This is a genomic window from Anabaenopsis tanganyikae CS-531 (assembly GCF_029891675.1).
In the GTDB taxonomy this organism is placed as follows: domain Bacteria; phylum Cyanobacteriota; class Cyanobacteriia; order Cyanobacteriales; family Nostocaceae; genus Anabaenopsis; species Anabaenopsis arnoldii.
This window is the reverse complement of record NZ_JANQDF010000162.1, coordinates 16,940-35,769: the sequence shown is the minus strand read 5'-3', so window position 1 is coordinate 35,769 and position 18,830 is coordinate 16,940. Positions and strand designations below refer to the sequence as shown.

20 protein-coding genes are annotated in these 18,830 nt (G+C 43.0%); 1 reads left to right on the top strand and 19 read right to left on the bottom strand.

Annotated features, from left to right (window positions below; translation table 11 throughout):
- From NWP22_RS15775 to phnH, 14 genes are all read right to left on the bottom strand, one after another.
- The coding region (locus NWP22_RS15775; RefSeq protein WP_280802093.1) for a reverse transcriptase N-terminal domain-containing protein at positions 1–358 on the bottom strand (358 nt) is incomplete at its 3' end.
- 530 nt (positions 359–888) lie between these two features.
- On the bottom strand, positions 889–1,857 hold the full coding sequence (locus tag NWP22_RS15770) for a nucleoside recognition domain-containing protein (RefSeq protein WP_271733542.1): 969 nt from the start codon (positions 1,855–1,857) through the stop codon (positions 889–891).
- A 137-nt stretch (positions 1,858–1,994) separates the two neighbouring features.
- Positions 1,995–2,612 carry a hypothetical protein gene (locus tag NWP22_RS15765; protein ID WP_280802092.1) on the bottom strand — a complete coding sequence of 206 codons (618 nt, stop codon included), beginning with the start codon at positions 2,610–2,612 and terminating at the stop codon, positions 1,995–1,997.
- A gap of 3 nt (positions 2,613–2,615) precedes the next feature.
- The gene (phnM, locus tag NWP22_RS15760; RefSeq protein ID WP_280802091.1) at positions 2,616–3,752 is read right to left on the bottom strand and encodes a phosphonate metabolism protein PhnM; all 1,137 of its coding nucleotides are present in this window, start codon (positions 3,750–3,752) and stop codon (positions 2,616–2,618) included.
- Between the two features lie 17 nt (positions 3,753–3,769).
- The gene (phnL, locus tag NWP22_RS15755) at positions 3,770–4,477 is read right to left on the bottom strand and encodes a phosphonate C-P lyase system protein PhnL (protein ID WP_280802090.1); all 708 of its coding nucleotides are present in this window, start codon (positions 4,475–4,477) and stop codon (positions 3,770–3,772) included.
- An 8-nt stretch (positions 4,478–4,485) separates the two neighbouring features.
- Positions 4,486–5,259, bottom strand: coding sequence for a phosphonate C-P lyase system protein PhnK (gene phnK / locus NWP22_RS15750; RefSeq protein ID WP_271733548.1), 774 nt, complete (start codon positions 5,257–5,259; stop codon positions 4,486–4,488).
- 1 nt (position 5,260) lies between these two features.
- Positions 5,261–6,115 carry an alpha-D-ribose 1-methylphosphonate 5-phosphate C-P-lyase PhnJ gene (locus NWP22_RS15745; protein WP_271733550.1) on the bottom strand — a complete coding sequence of 285 codons (855 nt, stop codon included), beginning with the start codon at positions 6,113–6,115 and terminating at the stop codon, positions 5,261–5,263.
- Between the two features lie 29 nt (positions 6,116–6,144).
- Positions 6,145–6,555 (bottom strand): fosfomycin resistance glutathione transferase, encoded by a 411-nt coding sequence (gene fos, locus NWP22_RS15740; protein ID WP_271733576.1) that lies wholly within the window; start codon positions 6,553–6,555, stop codon positions 6,145–6,147.
- Positions 6,556–6,566: 11 nt separating this feature from the next.
- The gene (locus tag NWP22_RS15735; protein ID WP_271733551.1) at positions 6,567–7,673 is read right to left on the bottom strand and encodes a carbon-phosphorus lyase complex subunit; all 1,107 of its coding nucleotides are present in this window, start codon (positions 7,671–7,673) and stop codon (positions 6,567–6,569) included.
- Between the two features lie 43 nt (positions 7,674–7,716).
- Entirely contained in the window at positions 7,717–8,190 is a 474-nt protein-coding gene (gene phnG, locus NWP22_RS15730) for a phosphonate C-P lyase system protein PhnG (RefSeq protein WP_417006605.1), read from the bottom strand.
- Positions 8,178–8,720, bottom strand: coding sequence for a phosphonate degradation HD-domain oxygenase (locus NWP22_RS15725; RefSeq protein ID WP_271733553.1), 543 nt, complete (start codon positions 8,718–8,720; stop codon positions 8,178–8,180). Before NWP22_RS15725 ends, phnG begins: the two co-directional genes overlap by 13 nt.
- Positions 8,721–8,722: 2 nt before the next feature.
- Positions 8,723–9,883: an alpha-D-ribose 1-methylphosphonate 5-triphosphate diphosphatase gene (locus tag NWP22_RS15720; protein ID WP_271733555.1), complete on the bottom strand. Its 1,161-nt coding sequence runs from the start codon at positions 9,881–9,883 to the stop codon at positions 8,723–8,725.
- Positions 9,884–9,896: 13 nt separating this feature from the next.
- On the bottom strand, positions 9,897–10,361 hold the full coding sequence (locus NWP22_RS15715) for a GNAT family N-acetyltransferase (RefSeq protein ID WP_271733556.1): 465 nt from the start codon (positions 10,359–10,361) through the stop codon (positions 9,897–9,899).
- The gene (gene phnH / locus NWP22_RS15710) at positions 10,358–10,996 is read right to left on the bottom strand and encodes a phosphonate C-P lyase system protein PhnH (protein WP_271733557.1); all 639 of its coding nucleotides are present in this window, start codon (positions 10,994–10,996) and stop codon (positions 10,358–10,360) included. The genes NWP22_RS15715 and phnH overlap by 4 nt, the downstream gene beginning before the upstream one ends.
- A 102-nt stretch (positions 10,997–11,098) precedes the next feature.
- Between phnH and phnF the strand changes: the two genes are divergently transcribed.
- Positions 11,099–11,839 (top strand): phosphonate metabolism transcriptional regulator PhnF, encoded by a 741-nt coding sequence (gene phnF, locus NWP22_RS15705; protein WP_271733558.1) that lies wholly within the window; start codon positions 11,099–11,101, stop codon positions 11,837–11,839.
- Here the strand turns inward: phnF and phnE are convergent.
- From phnE to NWP22_RS15680, 5 genes are all read right to left on the bottom strand, one after another.
- Positions 11,836–12,657: a phosphonate ABC transporter, permease protein PhnE gene (gene phnE, locus NWP22_RS15700; protein ID WP_271733560.1), complete on the bottom strand. Its 822-nt coding sequence runs from the start codon at positions 12,655–12,657 to the stop codon at positions 11,836–11,838. The two genes, phnF and phnE, sit on opposite strands and share 4 nt — an antisense overlap.
- Positions 12,658–12,690: 33 nt before the next feature.
- Complete coding sequence (phnD, locus tag NWP22_RS15695) at positions 12,691–13,692, bottom strand: phosphonate ABC transporter substrate-binding protein (RefSeq protein WP_271733562.1); 1,002 nt, start codon at positions 13,690–13,692, stop codon at positions 12,691–12,693.
- 147 nt (positions 13,693–13,839) lie between these two features.
- A complete protein-coding gene (gene phnD, locus NWP22_RS15690) occupies positions 13,840–14,847 on the bottom strand; it encodes a phosphonate ABC transporter substrate-binding protein (protein WP_280802089.1) in 1,008 nt (335 codons plus the stop codon).
- A gap of 52 nt (positions 14,848–14,899) precedes the next feature.
- Complete coding sequence (phnC, locus tag NWP22_RS15685; protein WP_271733579.1) at positions 14,900–15,697, bottom strand: phosphonate ABC transporter ATP-binding protein; 798 nt, start codon at positions 15,695–15,697, stop codon at positions 14,900–14,902.
- Positions 15,698–15,951: 254 nt separating this feature from the next.
- The gene (locus NWP22_RS15680) at positions 15,952–18,828 is read right to left on the bottom strand and encodes a hypothetical protein (protein ID WP_271733564.1); all 2,877 of its coding nucleotides are present in this window, start codon (positions 18,826–18,828) and stop codon (positions 15,952–15,954) included.
- Positions 18,829–18,830 lie beyond the last annotated feature (2 nt).

Below are 18,830 nucleotides of genomic sequence, written 5' to 3'. Positions count from 1 at the left end.
CTAATGGTCTTTTCTCATCCCTTCCAGGTTTGTCTATCCAGACTCTCCTGGTTGGTTTGGATTTAGACCCTAGTTTTAACCCCTTCACCAATTCTAGTCTCTCGCTGGGTGATAAAGCTTTTACTCCATCTACACCGGCGGTTTTCTTTCCTTGATTATCTTGAGTTACCCTACGTGTAGCCAAAGCTTTGGCTGACCAGGATTTCATCAGCACCTTTTGGAGTCCACGAACAACCTTGACATCACCACGGGCTGAGGCTTGATAAATTCGTTTTTGGATTTTGTAAACGCGACGTTCTAGCTGTTTCCAGTTAATCGTGTTCCATTCTACCGTAGTCTTTACACTCGTTTTAGACATAATTCCTACTTGAGACTTTATCTTCCATATCACCGTGAATCTGTCAGCATATCTTAGGCATTACCCTAAGCGTTCGCTTTTGACTCAATCTTTCCCACTTGCAGCATCCGGTTAGCACCTACTTTTAGTTTCGACCTACTAAAAGAGCTAACAAGGGGTTACTTCGTTCCATGTGTCCATTCTGTGTACCTTTAGAGTGATGCTATACGCCGGGTTTATCGGAAGTGCATAACGGTCTCATTCGGATAGCCGTTTCCTTGTCCTTTACCTTTTGGTTCCAGCCTATCAGCCTGATTTGGCTGGTCAATTATAACGACGCTTCAAACACATCTTCGTTGACTACTCATAGATACTTTGCTCGACGTGTACCAGGTTAGGCTCCCAGTAAGAACGCCTTTTCTCCCTGCTTTACGGATTGATGGCTAGTCGCTACCGTAAGGGAGATGCTGTCACCCTTGCACCTAGGGGGTGGGATTCTCACCCACATGAACACACAGTTATAAGAATCTGGTTTTACCCAGTCTTACCTCTCATCCCTGAGCATTAATACTCCCGATCGAGAGAACGAATCGCACCCGAATAGCAATTTCAAACCCTTCTTTTGCCCCTTCAGTGAGAACCTCGTAAACCTTGACACCACGGAAATAACCAAATAAAAGAAACAGGCAAATTAAAATAGGTATGAGCCAGTTAGAAAGGTTACTGAGAAAACCCATAGTAAATATATAAGGTAATCCCCGTACAGACAGGCGATAAAATACAACCGCCAAAAACGCTACAATTAGCCCACCGAAAACAATATTACCTATCAACCCCGGAGGAATTAATTCGGTTTTGGCAGTTTCATCTAATGTAGTTTCCCCCTGGTCCTCTGTAACTTCTAATGGAGATTCTACAGAAGTCAGCAGAGAGCGCCTGGCTAAAATTTTACTAGCAATAATAGCCACTGCTGTAGAAATAATAGTAGCAATAATGGACGGCAGCAGAATGGCGGCGGGATTGGTAGCCCCTGCACTAGCACGGACAGTAATTACACCCAGGGGTAACAGTGTCACCGAGGAAGTATTAATGGCTAAAAACAAACACATCGCAGGTGTAGCCGTTCCGGGACTAGGATTGAGTTTATTTAGTTCGGCCATGGCTTTTAAACCCATGGGGGTGGCGGCGTTACCTAGTCCCAGGGCATTAGCAGCCATATTCATCACCATTGCAGACATAGCGGGGTGGTTGGCGGGAATTTCGGGAAACAGTCGGCTCATGACCGGACGAATCAGACGGGCTATAAATCGCATCATTCCTGCGCTTTCGGCAACTTTCATAATTCCTAACCACAGGGCCATGGCTCCAATTAGTCCAATGGCTAGGGTGACTGCACTTTCAGCTGCGGTGAAGGAGGCTTCCGTTAAAGCAGCCATTTTGCCCTTATAAGCTGCTACTACTGTGGCGGAAACAATCAGAAACAGCCAAATGACATTGAGTGGGGATGATGATTTTTTCATCTATATAGACTTTTATTACATGAACCGGTTATTCTGGATATCATAGGCGATGCAAGCAGATCCCTTACCTAATTTATAGAATGTTTTAAAAGTTACTCTGGATGGATCAAGAACTTCTATCAGTCTTGACTTTTGTACTAGTCAGCGATATTCACAGAATATAAAGTAGCAGCGTGACTGCCATAATCGCCCATTTCATAAATAGTTATGCGCTCAAATTTGATTATATGTTGGGCGGCAAATAATTCTACTAGATATGTCCAATTGTCTGGGTTAGTATTTGTACTTCTACCTAAAGTCAAATGGGGATGAAAAGCACTGCCAATATATCGGTATCCATATTGGAGATAATTGATTTTTTCTAATTCGCTATAGGCAGAAATATCCTTGTTTAAATCTGCATCTGTCACATAAATATGATGTTTAATACCTGCAAAGACAAAGTTGTGTAAATCAACAAATATCTCATGTTGATTCAGAATCAAAAAGTACCATGCAGGTGATTTAAATTCTAGTTGAGTGACTTGAAAATCCTGCCCATATTTTTGCCGTAACCAGTAATCGCGCAGACTATAAATTAAATCAACCCAATTCAAAGAATTATGAAATCTTCCTTGTAAAAGTGTAAGATGCGGCAGATTTTGCTGACTTCCTAAAATAGGTTCAAGTGGGCAAATAGGGATGATTTTCTGCTGTAATTCTATGATTAAGGCGATAGTTTTAGGGCAGGGTACAAGAGCAATGCCAAATTTCATAGATTAACTAATACGACGACCCGCGCAAATAGTTGACATTAAACGTGGCACAATCCCATCATCATGTACAGTGATTAAATCAGCGCGTTTACCTATTTCTAAGCTGCCCCGATTGTCAAATAAATCAATAGCTTGGGCGGGATTACTGGTAAATAATCCCATAGCTTCATAAATAGGTTTACCAGTTTTGCGGGCGATGATAAACAAAGATTGCAACAAACTCTGAGGAACGTAATCAGAAGAAATCACATCTACTAAATCGGACAAAACCAATTCCATAGCCGAAACATTCCCAGAGTGGGAACCACCCAAAACCAAATTAGGCGCACCCATTAAAACTTGTAACCCTGCATTATGTGCTGCTTGTGCGGCTTCTACGGTGGTGGGAAACTCGGCTAAAACTACTTTATCTTCTACGGCTTCCTGTACATGCTCTACAGTAGCATCATCATGGCTGGCTAAAGAAATACCTTTGGTGTGGGCTAGTTTGACTAAAGCTTGACGGTTTTTGTGTGCATGAATTTTTTGTTTTTCCTGGCGCATGATGATCAAGTCTTCAATTTCTAAGGCTGTCACACCATGTTTACCCATGTAATATTCCTTAAACTTATCTATCCTGACAAATTGTCGTTGACCAGGGGTATGGTCCATGAGAGAAATCATGGACAATAAGGAATTATCGATGTATTGTTCGGTAATTTGATAAACCTTTTCATAAGCTATTTCACAGCGCAGGTGTATGCGATGTTCCACAGAGAACCGCCCTGCTGCTTGTCCCTGAGAAATAACATCAATCATCGGACCAAAGTTAGTTAAGCGGGGAGAAGCAGCATTGACATCGCCGATGGCGATCGCATCACATACAGTTGTGACTCCTGCACTTGCTAAATCCCGGTCGTGGTAAACCGCCGCAGCTTGTAAAGGCCAACGAATTCCGGGACGGGGGGACATACAGCGTTCTAGGTTGTCGGTATGTAGTTCAATCAATCCTGGGAGCAGATAATCTCCCTGTCCATCCTCACCCAGGGTCATTACTCCTGGTTGAATATCGGCAATTTTTCCATCTCTGACTAAGAGAGTACCCAGAATTTCTTGGTCTGGAAGTTGTAGGCGATAGTTGGTGTATATTTGCTCATTCATTAAAGGTTAACTCCCGGTTACACAGTTGAGACAGCACAAACCCTGTTGCAAGTAGATTGCAGTTCTTGATCGTGAAAAATGCCAATTAAAGCGCAGCCCATAGCTTTGCGTTCTTCTAGAAGTTCCATGACTATTTGACGATTCCTGGTATCTAAGGCTGAGGTCGGTTCATCCAGTAGTAAAATTGGAAAATTCACGGCTAAGGCGCGGGCTATATTGACTCGTTGCTTTTCTCCCCCGGAAAATGTGGTGGGGGAAAGATGCCACAAGCGTTCTGGTAGATGTAGCCGATGAAACAATTCTTGAACTTTAGTTAAGGCAACTTTTCGTTCTTCTCCTAAATCCAACAACAGTTCTGCAGCTACTTCCACCGCCGGGACTCTGGGTATAACTCGTAAAAACTGGCTGACATATCCAATAGTCTGTCGCCGCACCGCTAAAAGTTCATGGGGCTGTAGTTGACACAAATCAACCCAATGTTTTTCATGGTTGACCCAAACTGAACCACTATCAGCACGATAGTTACCATATATACAGCGAATTAATGTAGATTTACCGGAGCCTGATGGACCGGATAGGGCGACACATTCGCGCCTGTTGACTGTGAGTGATACTTTTTGTAGGACTGGTAAGCTGACTCCCCCTTGTTGATGGAGGGTAAAGCTTTTGCATAGGTTTTCAACTTTGAGTAGGGGTTGACTGGGTAGATGATGGATTTCTGACATGAGAGTGCTTATGGTGTGAGGGCGGCGCTAACTAACTGTTGTGTGTAGGGATGTTGGGGGTCGTCTAATACTTGGTCAGTTAAACCTGATTCCACTACTTTTCCTTGTTGCATGACTAATAAGCGATGTGCTAAGAGTCTGACTACACCAATATCGTGAGTGACTAAAATTACACTTAAATTAAAGTTTCTCACTAGCGATCGCAATAAGTCTAATAACCGGGCTTGTACTGACACATCCAGCCCCCCTGTGGGTTCATCCATTAATATCAGTTGGGGTCGCGTCACTAACACCCGCGCCAGTTGTAATCTTTGTTGCATACCACCGGAGAAGGTATTTGGCAGGTCATCCAGGCGGGATGGATCAATCTCCACTTGTTGTAACCAGTGAGCCGCTTCTTCCCGGATCTGTCCATAGTGACGGATGCCAATATCTAGTAATCGTTCACCAATATTCGCCCCGGCGCTTACTTGCATCCGTAAGCCATCACGGGGATTTTGCTGGACAAAGCCCCACTCAGTCCGCATTAACCAACGGCGCTGATGTTCGGGCATTTGAGTAATTTCTAAATGTTTACCTTGAATGTTTCTGTAAATAACGCTACCTGTGTCGATGGCAGTCTGATGAGCGATCGCCCCCAGTAAAGTAGACTTACCTGAACCTGATTCGCCCACAATACCCAGAACCTGTCCCCGGTACAGGTCAAAAGAAATGCGATCGCACCCCGGAATCAACCCGTAGAATTTACTGACTTGTTGTACTTGTAATATAGGAAGTGCCATACTAATTTATTCCTTTCCCTTGTCGCTGATGACAATAATCTGTATCGGAGCAGATCCACATTCTGCCACCATGGTCATCAATTACTACTTCATCTAGAAAACTTTCAGTAGAACCACATAACTCACAAACTTTATCCCATCGCTCTACAGTAAAAGGATAATCCTCAAAGTCGAGGCTTTTAACTTTGGTGTAGGGTGGTATGGCATAAATGCGTTTTTCCCGACCCGCACCAAATAACTGCAACGCCGGATTCATGTGCATTTTGGGATTATCAAACCGTGGTATGGGGCTAGAACTCATGAGATAACGGTCATGTACCATTACCGGGTAGTCGTAGGATGTGGCAATATGCCCATGTTTAGTGATATCCTCATACAGCTTGACGTACATCTGCCCGTACTCTTCTAAAGCGTGCATCTTCCGGGTTTCCACAGCCGAGGGTTGGAGCCAGCGCAAAGGCTCCGGAATGGGGACCTGATAAACCATAATCTGTCCCTCCCGTAGTGGTGTTTCTGGTATACGGTGGCGTGTTTGAATTAGGGTAGCTTTAGCTGTGCTATCCGTAGTTTCTACACCACAAACCCTTTGGAAGAAACGGCGAATGTTGACGGCGTTGGTGGTGTCGTCTGCGCCCTGGTCAATCACCTTGAGGACATCGCTTTGACCAATGACTGCTGCTGTAACTTGAATACCACCGGTTCCCCAGCCGTAGGACATGGGCATTTCTCTGGAGGAGAAGGGAATTTGATGTCCTGGTATGGCGACCGCTTTGAGAAGGGCGCGACGAATTGAGCGTTTAGTTTGTTCGTCGAGGTAGGCAAAGTTGAAGCCTGTTTGAGTGGTTGATGTGGGCATTTTTTTAACGCAGAGGTTCGCAAAGGTTTTTAAACAAAAAATTCCATGTTTTCATAAGGGGATTCCTTCGTGGCGGCGATTCTAGTTGACAGGTTCCCTATATGTAGTTCTAATTTGTGGTGGTCTGGGTCGAGAATATATATGGAATCTCCCTCACTGGTGTTTTGTTTCCATTGTTTGACACCTAGCTCAAGTAATTGACGGCTATATTCTTGAAAGTCATGTTCAGGAATACTAAAAGCAATATGTGTATATTCCCTCGCCGGACTAGTGCGGGTGTGGGAATCCCAAGATAGACACAGCCATAGATTACCTGCTATCAAGTAAGCTCCTTGTTGCCATTTAGCGATCGCTTGACAACCTAAAACCTGAGTGTAGAAATTAAAAGATTCTTCCACATCAGCAACGGATAAAGTTATATGGTTAATTCCTGTAATCATCGTGGTTTTTCTCACTCCCCCTCTGGGTGAAGCTCATCACAGTTTAATTTTGGCTGTTGATTTTGTCGCATCTTGCGTACTAAATTTAACTCCGCTTGAAAGTCAATATAATGAGGTAGCTTTAGGTGTTGGACAAATCCCTGGGCTTCTACGTTATCTGAGTGGGACAGGACAAATTCGATATTTTGCGCCGGGTTTTCTACAGGTTCCCCTAACTCCGCCGCTCCCAGAGCGCGGTCTACTAAGGCCATTGACATGGCTTTGCGTTCGTTGTAGCCAAAGGTGAGTCCGTAGCCACGAGTGAATTGGGCTGGTAGTTCTTTGTTACCTTTAAATTGGTTGACCATTTGTACTTCAGTAATTGTCATATCGGCGATCGCTATTTCAAATCCCAATTCTTCGGGACAAATGACTACCTCAACTTCTCCCATGCGAATCTCTCCCGCAAATGGATGATTTTTACCGTAGCCTCGTTGGGTGGAGTATGCTAAAGAGAGTAAGAAGCCTTCGTCAGCACGTGCTAAGTTTTGTAGTCTAGCGTCTCTACTAGCGGGAAAAGTTAAAGGTTGACGAGTAAGGTCAAAGGGTGGTGGTGATTCTACTTCCCTAGGTTCTGGCTGTATTAATCCTTCTCGGTCTAATGTATCAATCACTGGGGGGAAGGGTTCCTTTGTCGCTTCCGCTGTAGGTGCGGGAGTAACTTCACCCTCGGCGATGAGTTTAAAATCTAGGAGGCGGTGGATGTAGTCAAAGGTGGGTCCTAGGTTTTGTCCTCCCGGAATATCTTTAAATATAGAAGAAATTCGCCTTTGAATTTGCATCTCACCGGTGTTGAGGGGCTGACTGTAATAGAACCGTGGTAGTGTTGTCCGATAGGCGCGCAGTAAAAAGATTGCTTCGACTAAATCCCCCCAAGATTGTTTAATCGCTAAAGCTGCTAATTCCCGATCATACAAATTACCTTCGCACATGACCCGCTCTACTGCTAGGGTTAATTGTTGTTCAATCTGCTCTAGGGTGAGTTCGGGAATTACCGGATTCCCCCGGCGCTTATTTTGCAGTAATTTCTCGGCATTTTCAATTGCTTGTTGACCACCTTTGACGGCAACGTATGGCATATTTTTACTCTTTTCTTACTCTTTTTTATACTTTTGACTCATGTTACCCTTCACCCCTGACCATAGTAAAAAAGTTAACTTTTGTGGCAGCGGTTTGGCGTTGTTGAAGTTCTTGTTTTTTAGCTAATGCTGTTTGCAGTGGTTGAATCACTTGTGCTTGAATTTGCTCATACCATTGGGGAGTTTGTAGTAAAGCATCGCACAAGGCTGCTAATTCTGCGTGACGGTGCGATCGCCCGCCTACATAACCAAATCCAGTGATGGCTGTGTCGGTTTCTAAGTTTTCTAGCTGCACTACACAGCGAGTTATGGTCATGTCTCCCAGATTAAATGGTTTTCCTGTACCTCCAGCGCGTCCTTGAACCATAACTAAACCAATTTCTGGGGAACGTAAAAAACTATAACTAGGTAATTTCTCTAAGTTGATTAATTTTTCTAATTCTGTTAACTCAGCTTTGGCGAGTGTGGCCATCCAAGTTTGTCTTTCCTTGACGGTAGCTATGTTCAAGTTTTGCATTGAATCAAATTAATAAAGTAATTTAAATCGGGTGTGGACAGATGGGAAATTTTGGCTTTGTCATCATAAATCCTTAACTGCACAGCATCTTGGGCGTAAGGACGCTGAATAAATTTCTCTGCTTCTTGAGGAGAAAATCTCCCTCCTTGCAGTTCTAAGCTGCGTTGGGATGGGATGGAAAGACTATACCAATATTCATGATCAACTGCGCAAAGATACCGTTTAGCTAAGACGTGTAGCCTAATTGGCTCTGTGACCGCCAGGCTAAATATTTGCCGTAGAAAAGGAATGGCGCGATATTCATGTTGGTCGTCTATACCTATGGCTGTCGGATCATCTCCTAAGTCATGAATTAAATGTCCTAAATCATGGAGTAAACAAGCGGTAATTAATTCATGATTTTTACCTGATGCTTCGGCCAGGGTGGCGCATTGTAATGCGTGTTCTAGCTGGGTCACGCCTTCTCCGCCATACAATTGTGAACCTTTTTGGCTGAATAGATCGATAATGCTGCCGATGGTTGGTTGCATAGTTATTTCGTTTGATATCGAGCGACTTCTTTTCCGAGGATATAAACAGATGAAATGCTAGAGGGTAAAGGATTGTCAGGAGATATCAGCAGGAAATCTGCATCTAAACCCGTGGCAATTTTACCTTTGCGATCGCTAATTTTTGCCGCTCTAGCGGGTCGATCTGAAACTAATTTCCATGCTTGTTCAAAGGACATTAACCCCAACTCTTTTAATTTAAAGGGGGCATAAAACAAGGAAGGATAGTGATAATCTGAGCACAGACAATCGAGAACATCATGTTCAACTGCTTGAGCTACACTCATTAAACCCAGGTGGGAGCCTCCACGCACTAAGTTAGGCGCACCCATGAGGACTGCTGCACCATATGCTTGAGATTTCGCAGCTAAGTCTACATCAGCGGGAAATTCTGCGATCGCTACTCGGCGTTGTTGACTGAGTGCTACTTTTTCTGGGCTATCATCATCATGGGAAGCTAAAGGAATATTGTTAGTGTGTGCCAATTCCACTAGTTTTTCTAGTTGTGCGTCTCCTTGTTCTCGCCGTTCTCTGACTTGGCTAATTAATCCGGCGATTTCTTCTATGGACATGGATGATCTTTGTTTGACACTGTTGAGATATCGCTGTAATCTCTTTTCGTTTCCTGGCGGTGGTAGGTGATCGTTGATGGATAAAATATCCACTTGACCTGATTCTAGCCAGTCACACAATTCTTGATGTTCTGCGGTATTGGCTTGTTCATGTCTGATATGAATGCGATGATTGCAATTTAAAACTTGTTTTCCTGTTTTTTGAATAAAGTTAATTAAATTACGAGCAGATTCTCGGCTACGTAAACCTGGTTCGTAGGAGTCGGTGATGGAGCAGTAAAAAGTTGTGATACCTGATGCTAAGAGATTACGGTCATTATCTACCATCGCTATGGGTAGAGGAAAGTTAACCCCAGGACGGGGACAAATCATTCTCTCAAAAGCATCGCCGTGTAAGTCTATAATTCCAGGTAGCATCTGGAGTCCTTGAGCGTTGACCAGATGAAATTGAGGCGGAGTTATTGATTGATTAATGCTGGTAAATTGTCCATCTTCAATTAAAACTGTGGCATCTTGTAACCATCCTTGGGGAGTGAGGGCATTTACTCCTTGAATAGCGATTTTTGTTGTCACTGATTTACCTTACTCAAAAATTTCTTGTGTTATGGGGTTGGACTACGCATTTAAAGCTCCAGCCATGCTGCTCAAATCCCAGTGATTCATAAAATTGATGGGCGCGATGGCGTTTTAAATTGGATGAGAGGGTGACTTTATAACACCCAGCTTCGGCACTCAGTTGTATTGCTCTTTTCACCATCTGGCTACCAATTCCCTGCCCCCGCATGGGGGAAATTACTGTCACTGCATCCAGAACAGCAAATTTGTGATAGCCCCGGTGCATCATTGTTGGTAGATATGTTAAGCTAAAGGTTCCTACTGGTTGCTGATTTAAACGGGCAAGATAGATATAGTAGTTAGGAGTTTGGGTAATTTGTGTGAAAATTTCCTCGGCGCGAGCGATCGCTAAGGGTGACTCACCATTCATGTCAGCATACAGCTGATTTAATACCGGCCAGTCTTCACGTTCAGCTATGCAAATTTCAAGAGTCATGATATAATTGTAGCTCTGGCTGTGCGTGGTAGTCCCATTACTGAATTTTCTGTGAATAAAAATACATCCATTCCTTGGGGATAGGCTTGGTGGTTTTCTGTCCAGAAATCCCAAAAATGTTGGGGAACTAAGGGAGCGATTGCTTGTTCGTCTAAAATTCCCGGACCTGTCAACATCACAGGTTGTCCCATGTCAAAGTTTTCTATCTGTATTAACAAGGTTGTGGAAGTTTCCGGTTTTTCTTCTGTCCCCATGTTAAAAATAGATAGTTCTGGCAAAGCTGCCAAATCTTCAATTAAGGCAAAGTCTGCTTTGTCTGGGTATTCTGTTAAGCGACAGCCAGTGTGGAACAATAACCAATTTTTCACGGAAGTTGTAAAACTTGGCTGTAGCCATAGTGCAACGTCCAAATCTAGCAAGGTCAAACAAGCCGCCCCACAAGCTGGGGTCAACCCCGATGGCGTGGCGTTAGTCGGTGAGGGAAGTCGCACCGTAGCCCTAGGTACACTCATCACAGCCGTAATTTTCTCAGGTCTCCCAGGTCGCGCATTAGCACCGAGCAACGCCCTAAATGTCTGTTGTGCGTCATGAATGGAGTCTGAAAAGCCCGGTAAATCAGTTACTATATTTGACATTCATTTGTGATTTTTAGTTTAAAACTATTGTTAACTTGTCTAGACATCTAGACAATAATAGATTAACCCAATTTTGACAACTTGACAATCTGAAATTGATACATGAAAGAAATAATGCCGATTTATATGCAAATTGCCGACGTGCTGCGAGAAAATATTCATCAAGGAGTTTATGAAATTGGGGAGCAACTACCCACAGAAACCAAGTTAGCAGAACAGTTTGGGGTGAACCGTCATACCCTCAGACAAGCGATCGCCCTACTCAAAAACGAAGGATGGTTAAGAGTTGACCGGGGAAAGGGAACTTTTGTCGCCACCAAAACCATCCGCTATGCTATTGGTAAGCGTGTACGCTACAATCAAACCCTAAAAGCTCAAGGTTGGCAAGCTAGGTTTAAATTATTACGTGTTTTAGAAATACCCGCTGACCATGCCATTGCCAAAGGATTAGAAATTACCTATGGTGAGCCAGTAGCCTTAATTGAACGCTTAGGTTTAGCAAACCACGAACCCATCAGCGTCGGTACTGGATATTTCCCCTTAAAGCGGTTCCCGGACTTGTTAAATCCAGAAAACATCGAGATATTACAAGCACAGCAATCAATATCTCAGTTTTTACAGCAAGTATATGGATGTGACCATATCCGCCGCAGCACCTGTGTTTCGGCTCGTTTAGTCCAGCCTGAAGATGCAAAATGGTTACAGTTACCCCGAAATCAACCGATTTTGCTGGCGGAGTCGGTGAATGTCGATGATACTGGTAACATAATTGAGTATGGTGTAACTCGGCTGCGGGGCGATCGCATGGAGTTATTCTTTGAGAATGACCTAGACATCAGCTAAACCAGCAACCTTCTCACCCTAGCAGACAACAAATCAATAACACTAGTAGCAATGACCAAAATAATTAAAATTGCGCAAACCTTCTGGTATTGAAAACTACCAAAACTTTGATATAGTGAAACACCAATACCACCTGCGCCCACAATTCCCAAAACCGAAGCCGAACGGATATTAGACTCAAATCTATAGAGAGTAAAAGAAGTCCATAAAGGCATAACTTGGGGAATCACTCCAAATACAACCTCCTGAATGTAACTCGCCCCAGTAGCTCTAATTCCTTCCACCGGACCTGGTTCAATTGATTCTACAGCTTCCGAGAACAACTTACCTAAAGCCCCTGTTGTATTAACAAATAAAGCCAACACCCCAGCAAACGGACCCAAACCCACAGCCACAACAAATATTAACGCAAAGACTATTTCATTAATAGCACGCATAGCATCCAATAATCGCCGCGTAGGTTGTACAATCCATCCCGGACACATATTATTAGATGCCAAGATAGACAGGGGAACAGACGTTAAAGCAGCCATTAAAGTCCCCCAAACCCCCATAGATATAGTAATCACCGTCTCTGAGAAATAATAGTTCCAGTCTTCAAAGTCCGGCGGAAAATACCCCCCAACATATTCCACAATGTTGTCACCCCGTTGTAAAAGTACAGGGAAGTTTAACTCGCTTTGATAATAACCAAAAATCAATGCACCACCCATGATTACCAGAAACAAAACTCTTTTAGTAGTCAAAAATTTTGCTTCTTGTTCTAACATCTTGAGTACAGTGGGAGAGGCATTAGTAACTATCTGATTGCGTGACATAATTTTTTATTAACCAAAGGTAATTTTATTGATTTATTGTTGTTTTGGCAATTGCTTTTGTAGTTCTGCTATTTTTTGCTGTTTTTCTGACTGACTGATATTTTCTTTAGCTTGAATTTCTTGGATTTTTTTGGCAATCTCTAATTCTCTGATTGTGTGCCATTCTTTATCTTCAGCTTTAACAAAACCAGCAATTTCAAATGGTGCTAAAACTTCAGCATCTTTGTAGTTATAGAAGAAATTTTGTAATTTCTGTTTTATATCTGCTGGTAAATCGCTACGATAAACAATTGGGTCACCGGGAATTAAAGGTGATTGCCAAATAATTTCAATCTTTTGTCTAGCTGTGGGATTGGTTCTTTCTAAACGACTTAAGGCTTCATTGCTGACCGTAGCGACATCTACCTGGTTGTTAGCTACCGCCAGGGCGCAAGCTTCATGACTACCAGCAAAAATCAAACGTTTAAAAGCTTTTTTAGGGTCTACGTTATTTTGCGTAAAGATATAATAACTGGGGACTAAAAACCCAGATGTCGAATTAGGATCATTAAAAGCAAAGGTCAACTTAGCCGCATTTTCAATCACATATTTATCGCCACCAACTGCTTTTGCTGCTTCTGTGATGGGATTATTTTTATTAGCGATTAAATGAGAATAATACCCCTTAGTACCATCTGCGCTTACAACTTGAGCAAAAGCTTCTGCATCCGCAACTTTTGCCGCCTCAACATAAGTTTTACCACCCATCCAAGCTGCCTGAACTTTACCAAAGCGCATGGCTTCTATAACCGCTGCATACTGTGTAACGTAGAAGGGTTTAATGGGAATCCCAACTTCTTCAGACATAGCAGCAGCAAAGGGTTCCCATATAGGTTTTTGATTAGATTGGGATTCTGTAGATAGAACACCAAAGTTAATTTCTGTGATGGTTGCACTACTATTCTCAGGAGTAGAACTACAGGCTGAAAGTACCTTGAAAGTTGCCAAAGTGATAATAAATAAAGCAGCCCGTTGAATGAATAATTTTCTGTTCATCAGTTATTGTTTGTTGTATCAATGAATTGAGGATTATACACAATGATTGTGATAGCGTACCGGTTGGTTACATACACTAAGTAGTATCTGTTGACAGGTAACAGTCAACAGACCATTAAGACAAATAATTATGGCTATTAACTACCTTTAATTACTTTGCAGTGCTCGTAGTTGGTTGTTCAAATCATTCAACTTTTTCTTATCGGCACTACTCAAATTAGGTTTAGATTCTAAGTCTAAAACTTGTTTAGCAATATCCAATTCCCGGATAGGATTCCATGTTTTATCATTGGCTGGAACTAAAGCCGACCACTGTAAAGGTTCTAGGATTTTCTTGTCTTTAAAATTGTAGAAGAAATTCCGTAATTTATTCTTAACATCCTGTGGTAAGTCTTTCCGATAAGCAATTGGGTCACTGGGTATGATGGGTGAAGTCCAAATAATTTCAATTTTTTGGCGTGCTGAGGGATTGGTTTTTCCTAATCTCTCTAAAGATTCATTATTATTGGTAGCTATATCTATCTGGTTATTGGCTATTGCTAAGGCTGTAGCTTCGTGACTACCAGAGAAAATTAACCGTTTAAAAATTTTCTTGGGGTCTACTTTATTTTTAGCAAATACATAGTAACTCGGTACTAAAAATCCTGAAGTAGAGTTAGGATCATTGAAAGCAAAAGTCAGTTTAGCAGCATTTTGCAGAACATACTTATCGCCGCCTTGTCTTTTAGCTGCTGCTGTGATGGGGTTATTTTTGTTGGCAATTAAATGAGAGTAGTAACCTTTACTACCATCAGTAGCTATAGTTTGAGCAAAGGCTTCTGCGTTGGCAATTCTAGCAGCTTCAATATAGGATTTACCACCATACCAAGCTATATGTACTTGACCAAAACGCATGGCTTCAATGACGCCTGCATACTGAGTAGCATAGAAGGCTTTAACGGGAATACCTATAGACTTGGATAAAGCGGCAATAAAAGGTTCCCAAAGAGGTTTTTGATTGGCTTGAGATTCTGTAGATATGACCCCAAAATTGAGTTCTTTAAGTTGTGCTTGGGCTGGTTCAATCCAGTTGTTGTTAAGAGTAGATATTATTTTAGTGCCTACTAAAGATGCACCAAATAAAGCGGAACTTTCAATAAATGATCTGCGTTTCATAGTTTATTTCTCGGTGAATTAAACATTTAGCATTTGTGGTTATTTATGAGGATTATATGAGTATTTCCCCATGTCCTCGCATTACCAGTTCTTCTACTGCTGCACCATAAATTTCATTCAGCTTCTGATCATCAAGTTCTACAGTTGCACCATCAAACATCACTTCTCCATCTTTGAGAGCGATAACTCTTTCAAAGTAACTCCGCACCATTTGAATTTGATGTAAAGAAGCGACTATACTAATTCCCCTGTGGCGATTTAACTGTACCAACAACTCCATGACTTTGCGCGCTGACTCAGGATCTAGGGAAGCGACGGGTTCGTCAGCCAGAATGATTTTCGCTCCCTGTACTAAACAACGAGCGATCGCTACTCGTTGCTGTTGTCCTCCAGAAAGCATAGATGCACGTTTATAAGCGTGTTCAATAATCCCTACTTGCTCTAGTGCTGCCAAAGCACTAATTTTTTCTTGTTTACTAAATAAATGTAATGTTGAGCGTAAGGGGGATAATCTTGCTAAGTTACCAACTAAAACATTTTCGATAACTGTGAGCCGGTTAACTAAATTAAACTGTTGGAACACACAGCCTATTTGACTACGTAAAACCCTAATTTTAGAGTGTAATTTACCCTGACTTTGTAAGGTATTGCCAAAAACATCAACTTGGCCTGCATCTCCAATTTGCAGACCATTAATGTGGCGTAAGAGTGTAGATTTACCTGATCCGGACGCACCAATTAGGGCGACCATTTCCCCTCCGTTAATTTGGCAGGATACGTGTTTGATTGCTGTCTTACCTTTAAAAGTTTTGGCAAGATTATTAATTGTGATAGTCACTGTAGTTGTTATTCTTTAACACCAACTCTGTCATGAGAATAACGCAAATTAGTTAAGGAATAGTTAAGCAAAGGATAATTTTAAATTTAACTTTTGTCGCCAAATTTCCCCGTCTTATTTTTTTACAAAAGGCTGCCGTTAAAGCGCTCATATTGCCCTTATAAGCTGCTACCACCGTGGCGGAAACAATCAGAAACAGACTAATGAGATTAAGTGGTATAGAGGCGGTCAAACCGCCTCATCTGAATCTTGAAATACCCCAGGTATTAGACTAATTGTGGGAGAAATGGGCTAGACAGACCTACAGATGCCCGCCGCACAGAGGTTACATCGCCCGAATCTAAATTTCCGTTGCCTGTAGCGTCTCCTATAATCAGAGGATCAGTCACAGGGAAAGCCCTAAATCCTGTATCAAGTCCCACATTGACGCGAGAAATTAAGGACGCATCTGCAGCAAGATAGCTTTCAGTTCTGGTGGTGTCTCCCAATAATGCTACCAGTTGTACGGCACTGTCTCCTATTAAGCCAGCACCGGGAAGTATTTGCAGTACACCTTTAGCACCGTAGCTCGCAGTATCTCGAACCTGAGCATTCAAGGTGATTAAGTCGGTACTAGCATTGAGGGCAGGTCCACTGAGGGTAAACTGAGCTTGTCCTCGTGTATTGAAGTCAGACTCTAAATCCCAACCCGGTGCGGCTACATTTGCTCCGGTAATAGCCAGGAGGTCTGGGTCATATTGCAAGGTGAAGCTGATGTTTTCTAAGCCGCCGGGATTGCTGATGCGGATGGGTAGAGGATTGAATTGACCCCCCCCACGTATGTTTACCTCTTGATCTGGTCCACGGCTAAAGTCAGGTAAGGTGAGGACTGGTGCTGTGGGGCTATCCACGGTAAATTGGCGCACAAAGTTACCAGATAAACCATCTTCATTACCATCGAGTAGGCGATCGCCGCTGCTGACGAAACCATCACTACGGCTCTCCAGGGTGAGAGTGTAATTACCGGGTGCTAGAATATCACCTGTTTTGACAAAGGTGAGGGTGTTAGCATTGCCTTGGTCCCAAATGAGTGAACCATTGATGATATTTCCGGCACTATCGGTGAGGATGAGGTCTGGTGAATCAGTAACCGGGGCTCCTGTGTTGTTTGGATCTATTCCTCTGTACAGGTTAAGGACACTCAGATTTAGGTCATCATTGAATGTTAAGATAAAGCCACTGGGGTTCTGCTCCAAATTCGTGACTTTGAAGGTTTCCCCAACAAGATTAATAGGTTCTAAAAGACTTTCTGTCTGAGAAAAGACATCACGACCTGCTACTAATGCAGAGGGTTGAATACCTTGGAGTAAAGCCAGGGGAACATCTGTGTCAGATAATACAGCAATAACAATAGTATCTGTATTTTCCCTAATTAGCTTGACGACTGTGAGGTCGGGTAGACCAGCAACTACTAAGCGATCGCCCCCGGGTTGAAAATCGGTAATAATAGCTAACTCAGATGGAATAGAGCCATTGGCGAGGTAAAAGGTATTTGCTCCCTCGTCCCCGGTGAGAATACCACCGTTACCGGCAAACAGGTGATCATCCCCTTCACCGCCAAACAGTTCATCGGTAGCCGGCCCTGCAATTAAACGGTCATCCCCTTCACCGCCAAACAGTTGATTATTTCCAGTACCGCTGGAGGCATCTAAAATATCGTCTCCTTCCTCGCCGTAGAGACGATTGAACCCACCACCGTCTGAGACTGTTAATCTGTCGTTACCAGCTCCCCCGTAGAGTTCATTGTCGCTGCCTTCCACAACAATTAGAAGATCATTACCTGCCTCGCCATATAATATATTCCGGCCTATACTGCCTGCGGCTGATAAGGTATCATCGCCATCACTCCCGTAGAGCGTATGGTTATTGCCAGCGATGAGGGTGTCATTACCTAGACCTGCATATAAGATGACCTGTTCTGGGGAAGGGGTAGAATCAAGGATGTCATTACCTTGTAGTCCAAATACCTGAGCATTGCCTGTATTGGGAGCAAAAAGTTCATCATCACCGTCGCTGCCAAATATCCGGGTAAAACCTGACTCATTGACTAGGGCTTGTGTAGTTGCTACACTGGTCAAATCCCCATCAATTAGGGTAGCGTTTAATACCTCTACCCCTTGAGCAAAGATAACAATATCAGCCACGGCAATATCTACAGACCAAGTGCCGTCTTCTCCAACAATGCTTGTATTGTTTCCTGTCAAAGTTAGTCCGCTGGCAAAGCCTAAGATCAAGGTTGCTCCGGGTTTACCTGTACCACTGATGCGAAAACTGGTAGCTGATATGGCAGAATTGAGAATTACTGTATCAGTAATTAAATCAATGGTAGGGGGGGGAAGAGGTACCACCACGGGGGCACCAGGGTCAAAGATTACTCCGGGGGTGGGGTCTAGGTCTCCTGGTTGATTGTCTTGTAAAAATAGGGCGGCTCCATCAATGCGACCATTACCATCTCGGTCTTGTAGCACTGCGCCTAAGCCTGTATTGGGATTGAAGTTGAACAAAAAGAAATTACCGTCACTATCCCGCTTTACAAAGCTGTTGTAGTCTGGTAATCCTAATACTCTTTCATCAAAGGTGAGTTCTAGCTGGTGAATGGTATTAGAGAAGATATCTTCAGAACCAGGAATGGGCACAAGGTTGAAGGACAACAGTGGCGTATATAATTCGGCGCCTGGAATGTCATCGTTTAACTTGTTTACTTGATCGGGATTATTGAGAATATCAATTGAATTAATATTTCCGATTTCGACAACACTGTTATCTGCCCTATTTACATTGATACTGGGGGTGAGGGTCGTAGTGGTATTTACTCTAAATGTCCGAAAAACTTCCGAGAAGCTACTATTAAATGTCTGGGTAGCAGTAACCTCTTGTATTCCCTGACTAAAAGCCGCTACGTCCTCCGCTATAACTGGGACTGACCATTGACTATTTTGATTTACCACTGTGGTGTTACCACCTGCTAATTCTCGACCACTATCAAAAGTCAGGCGTACTGTTGCTCCGGGCTGACCGCCGCCGGTGATATTAAAGCCAGTTTGAGCTTCTGCTGAACTGATAATGTTGTTATCAGTGATGGAGTTAATGAAAAGAGTGCTCATTT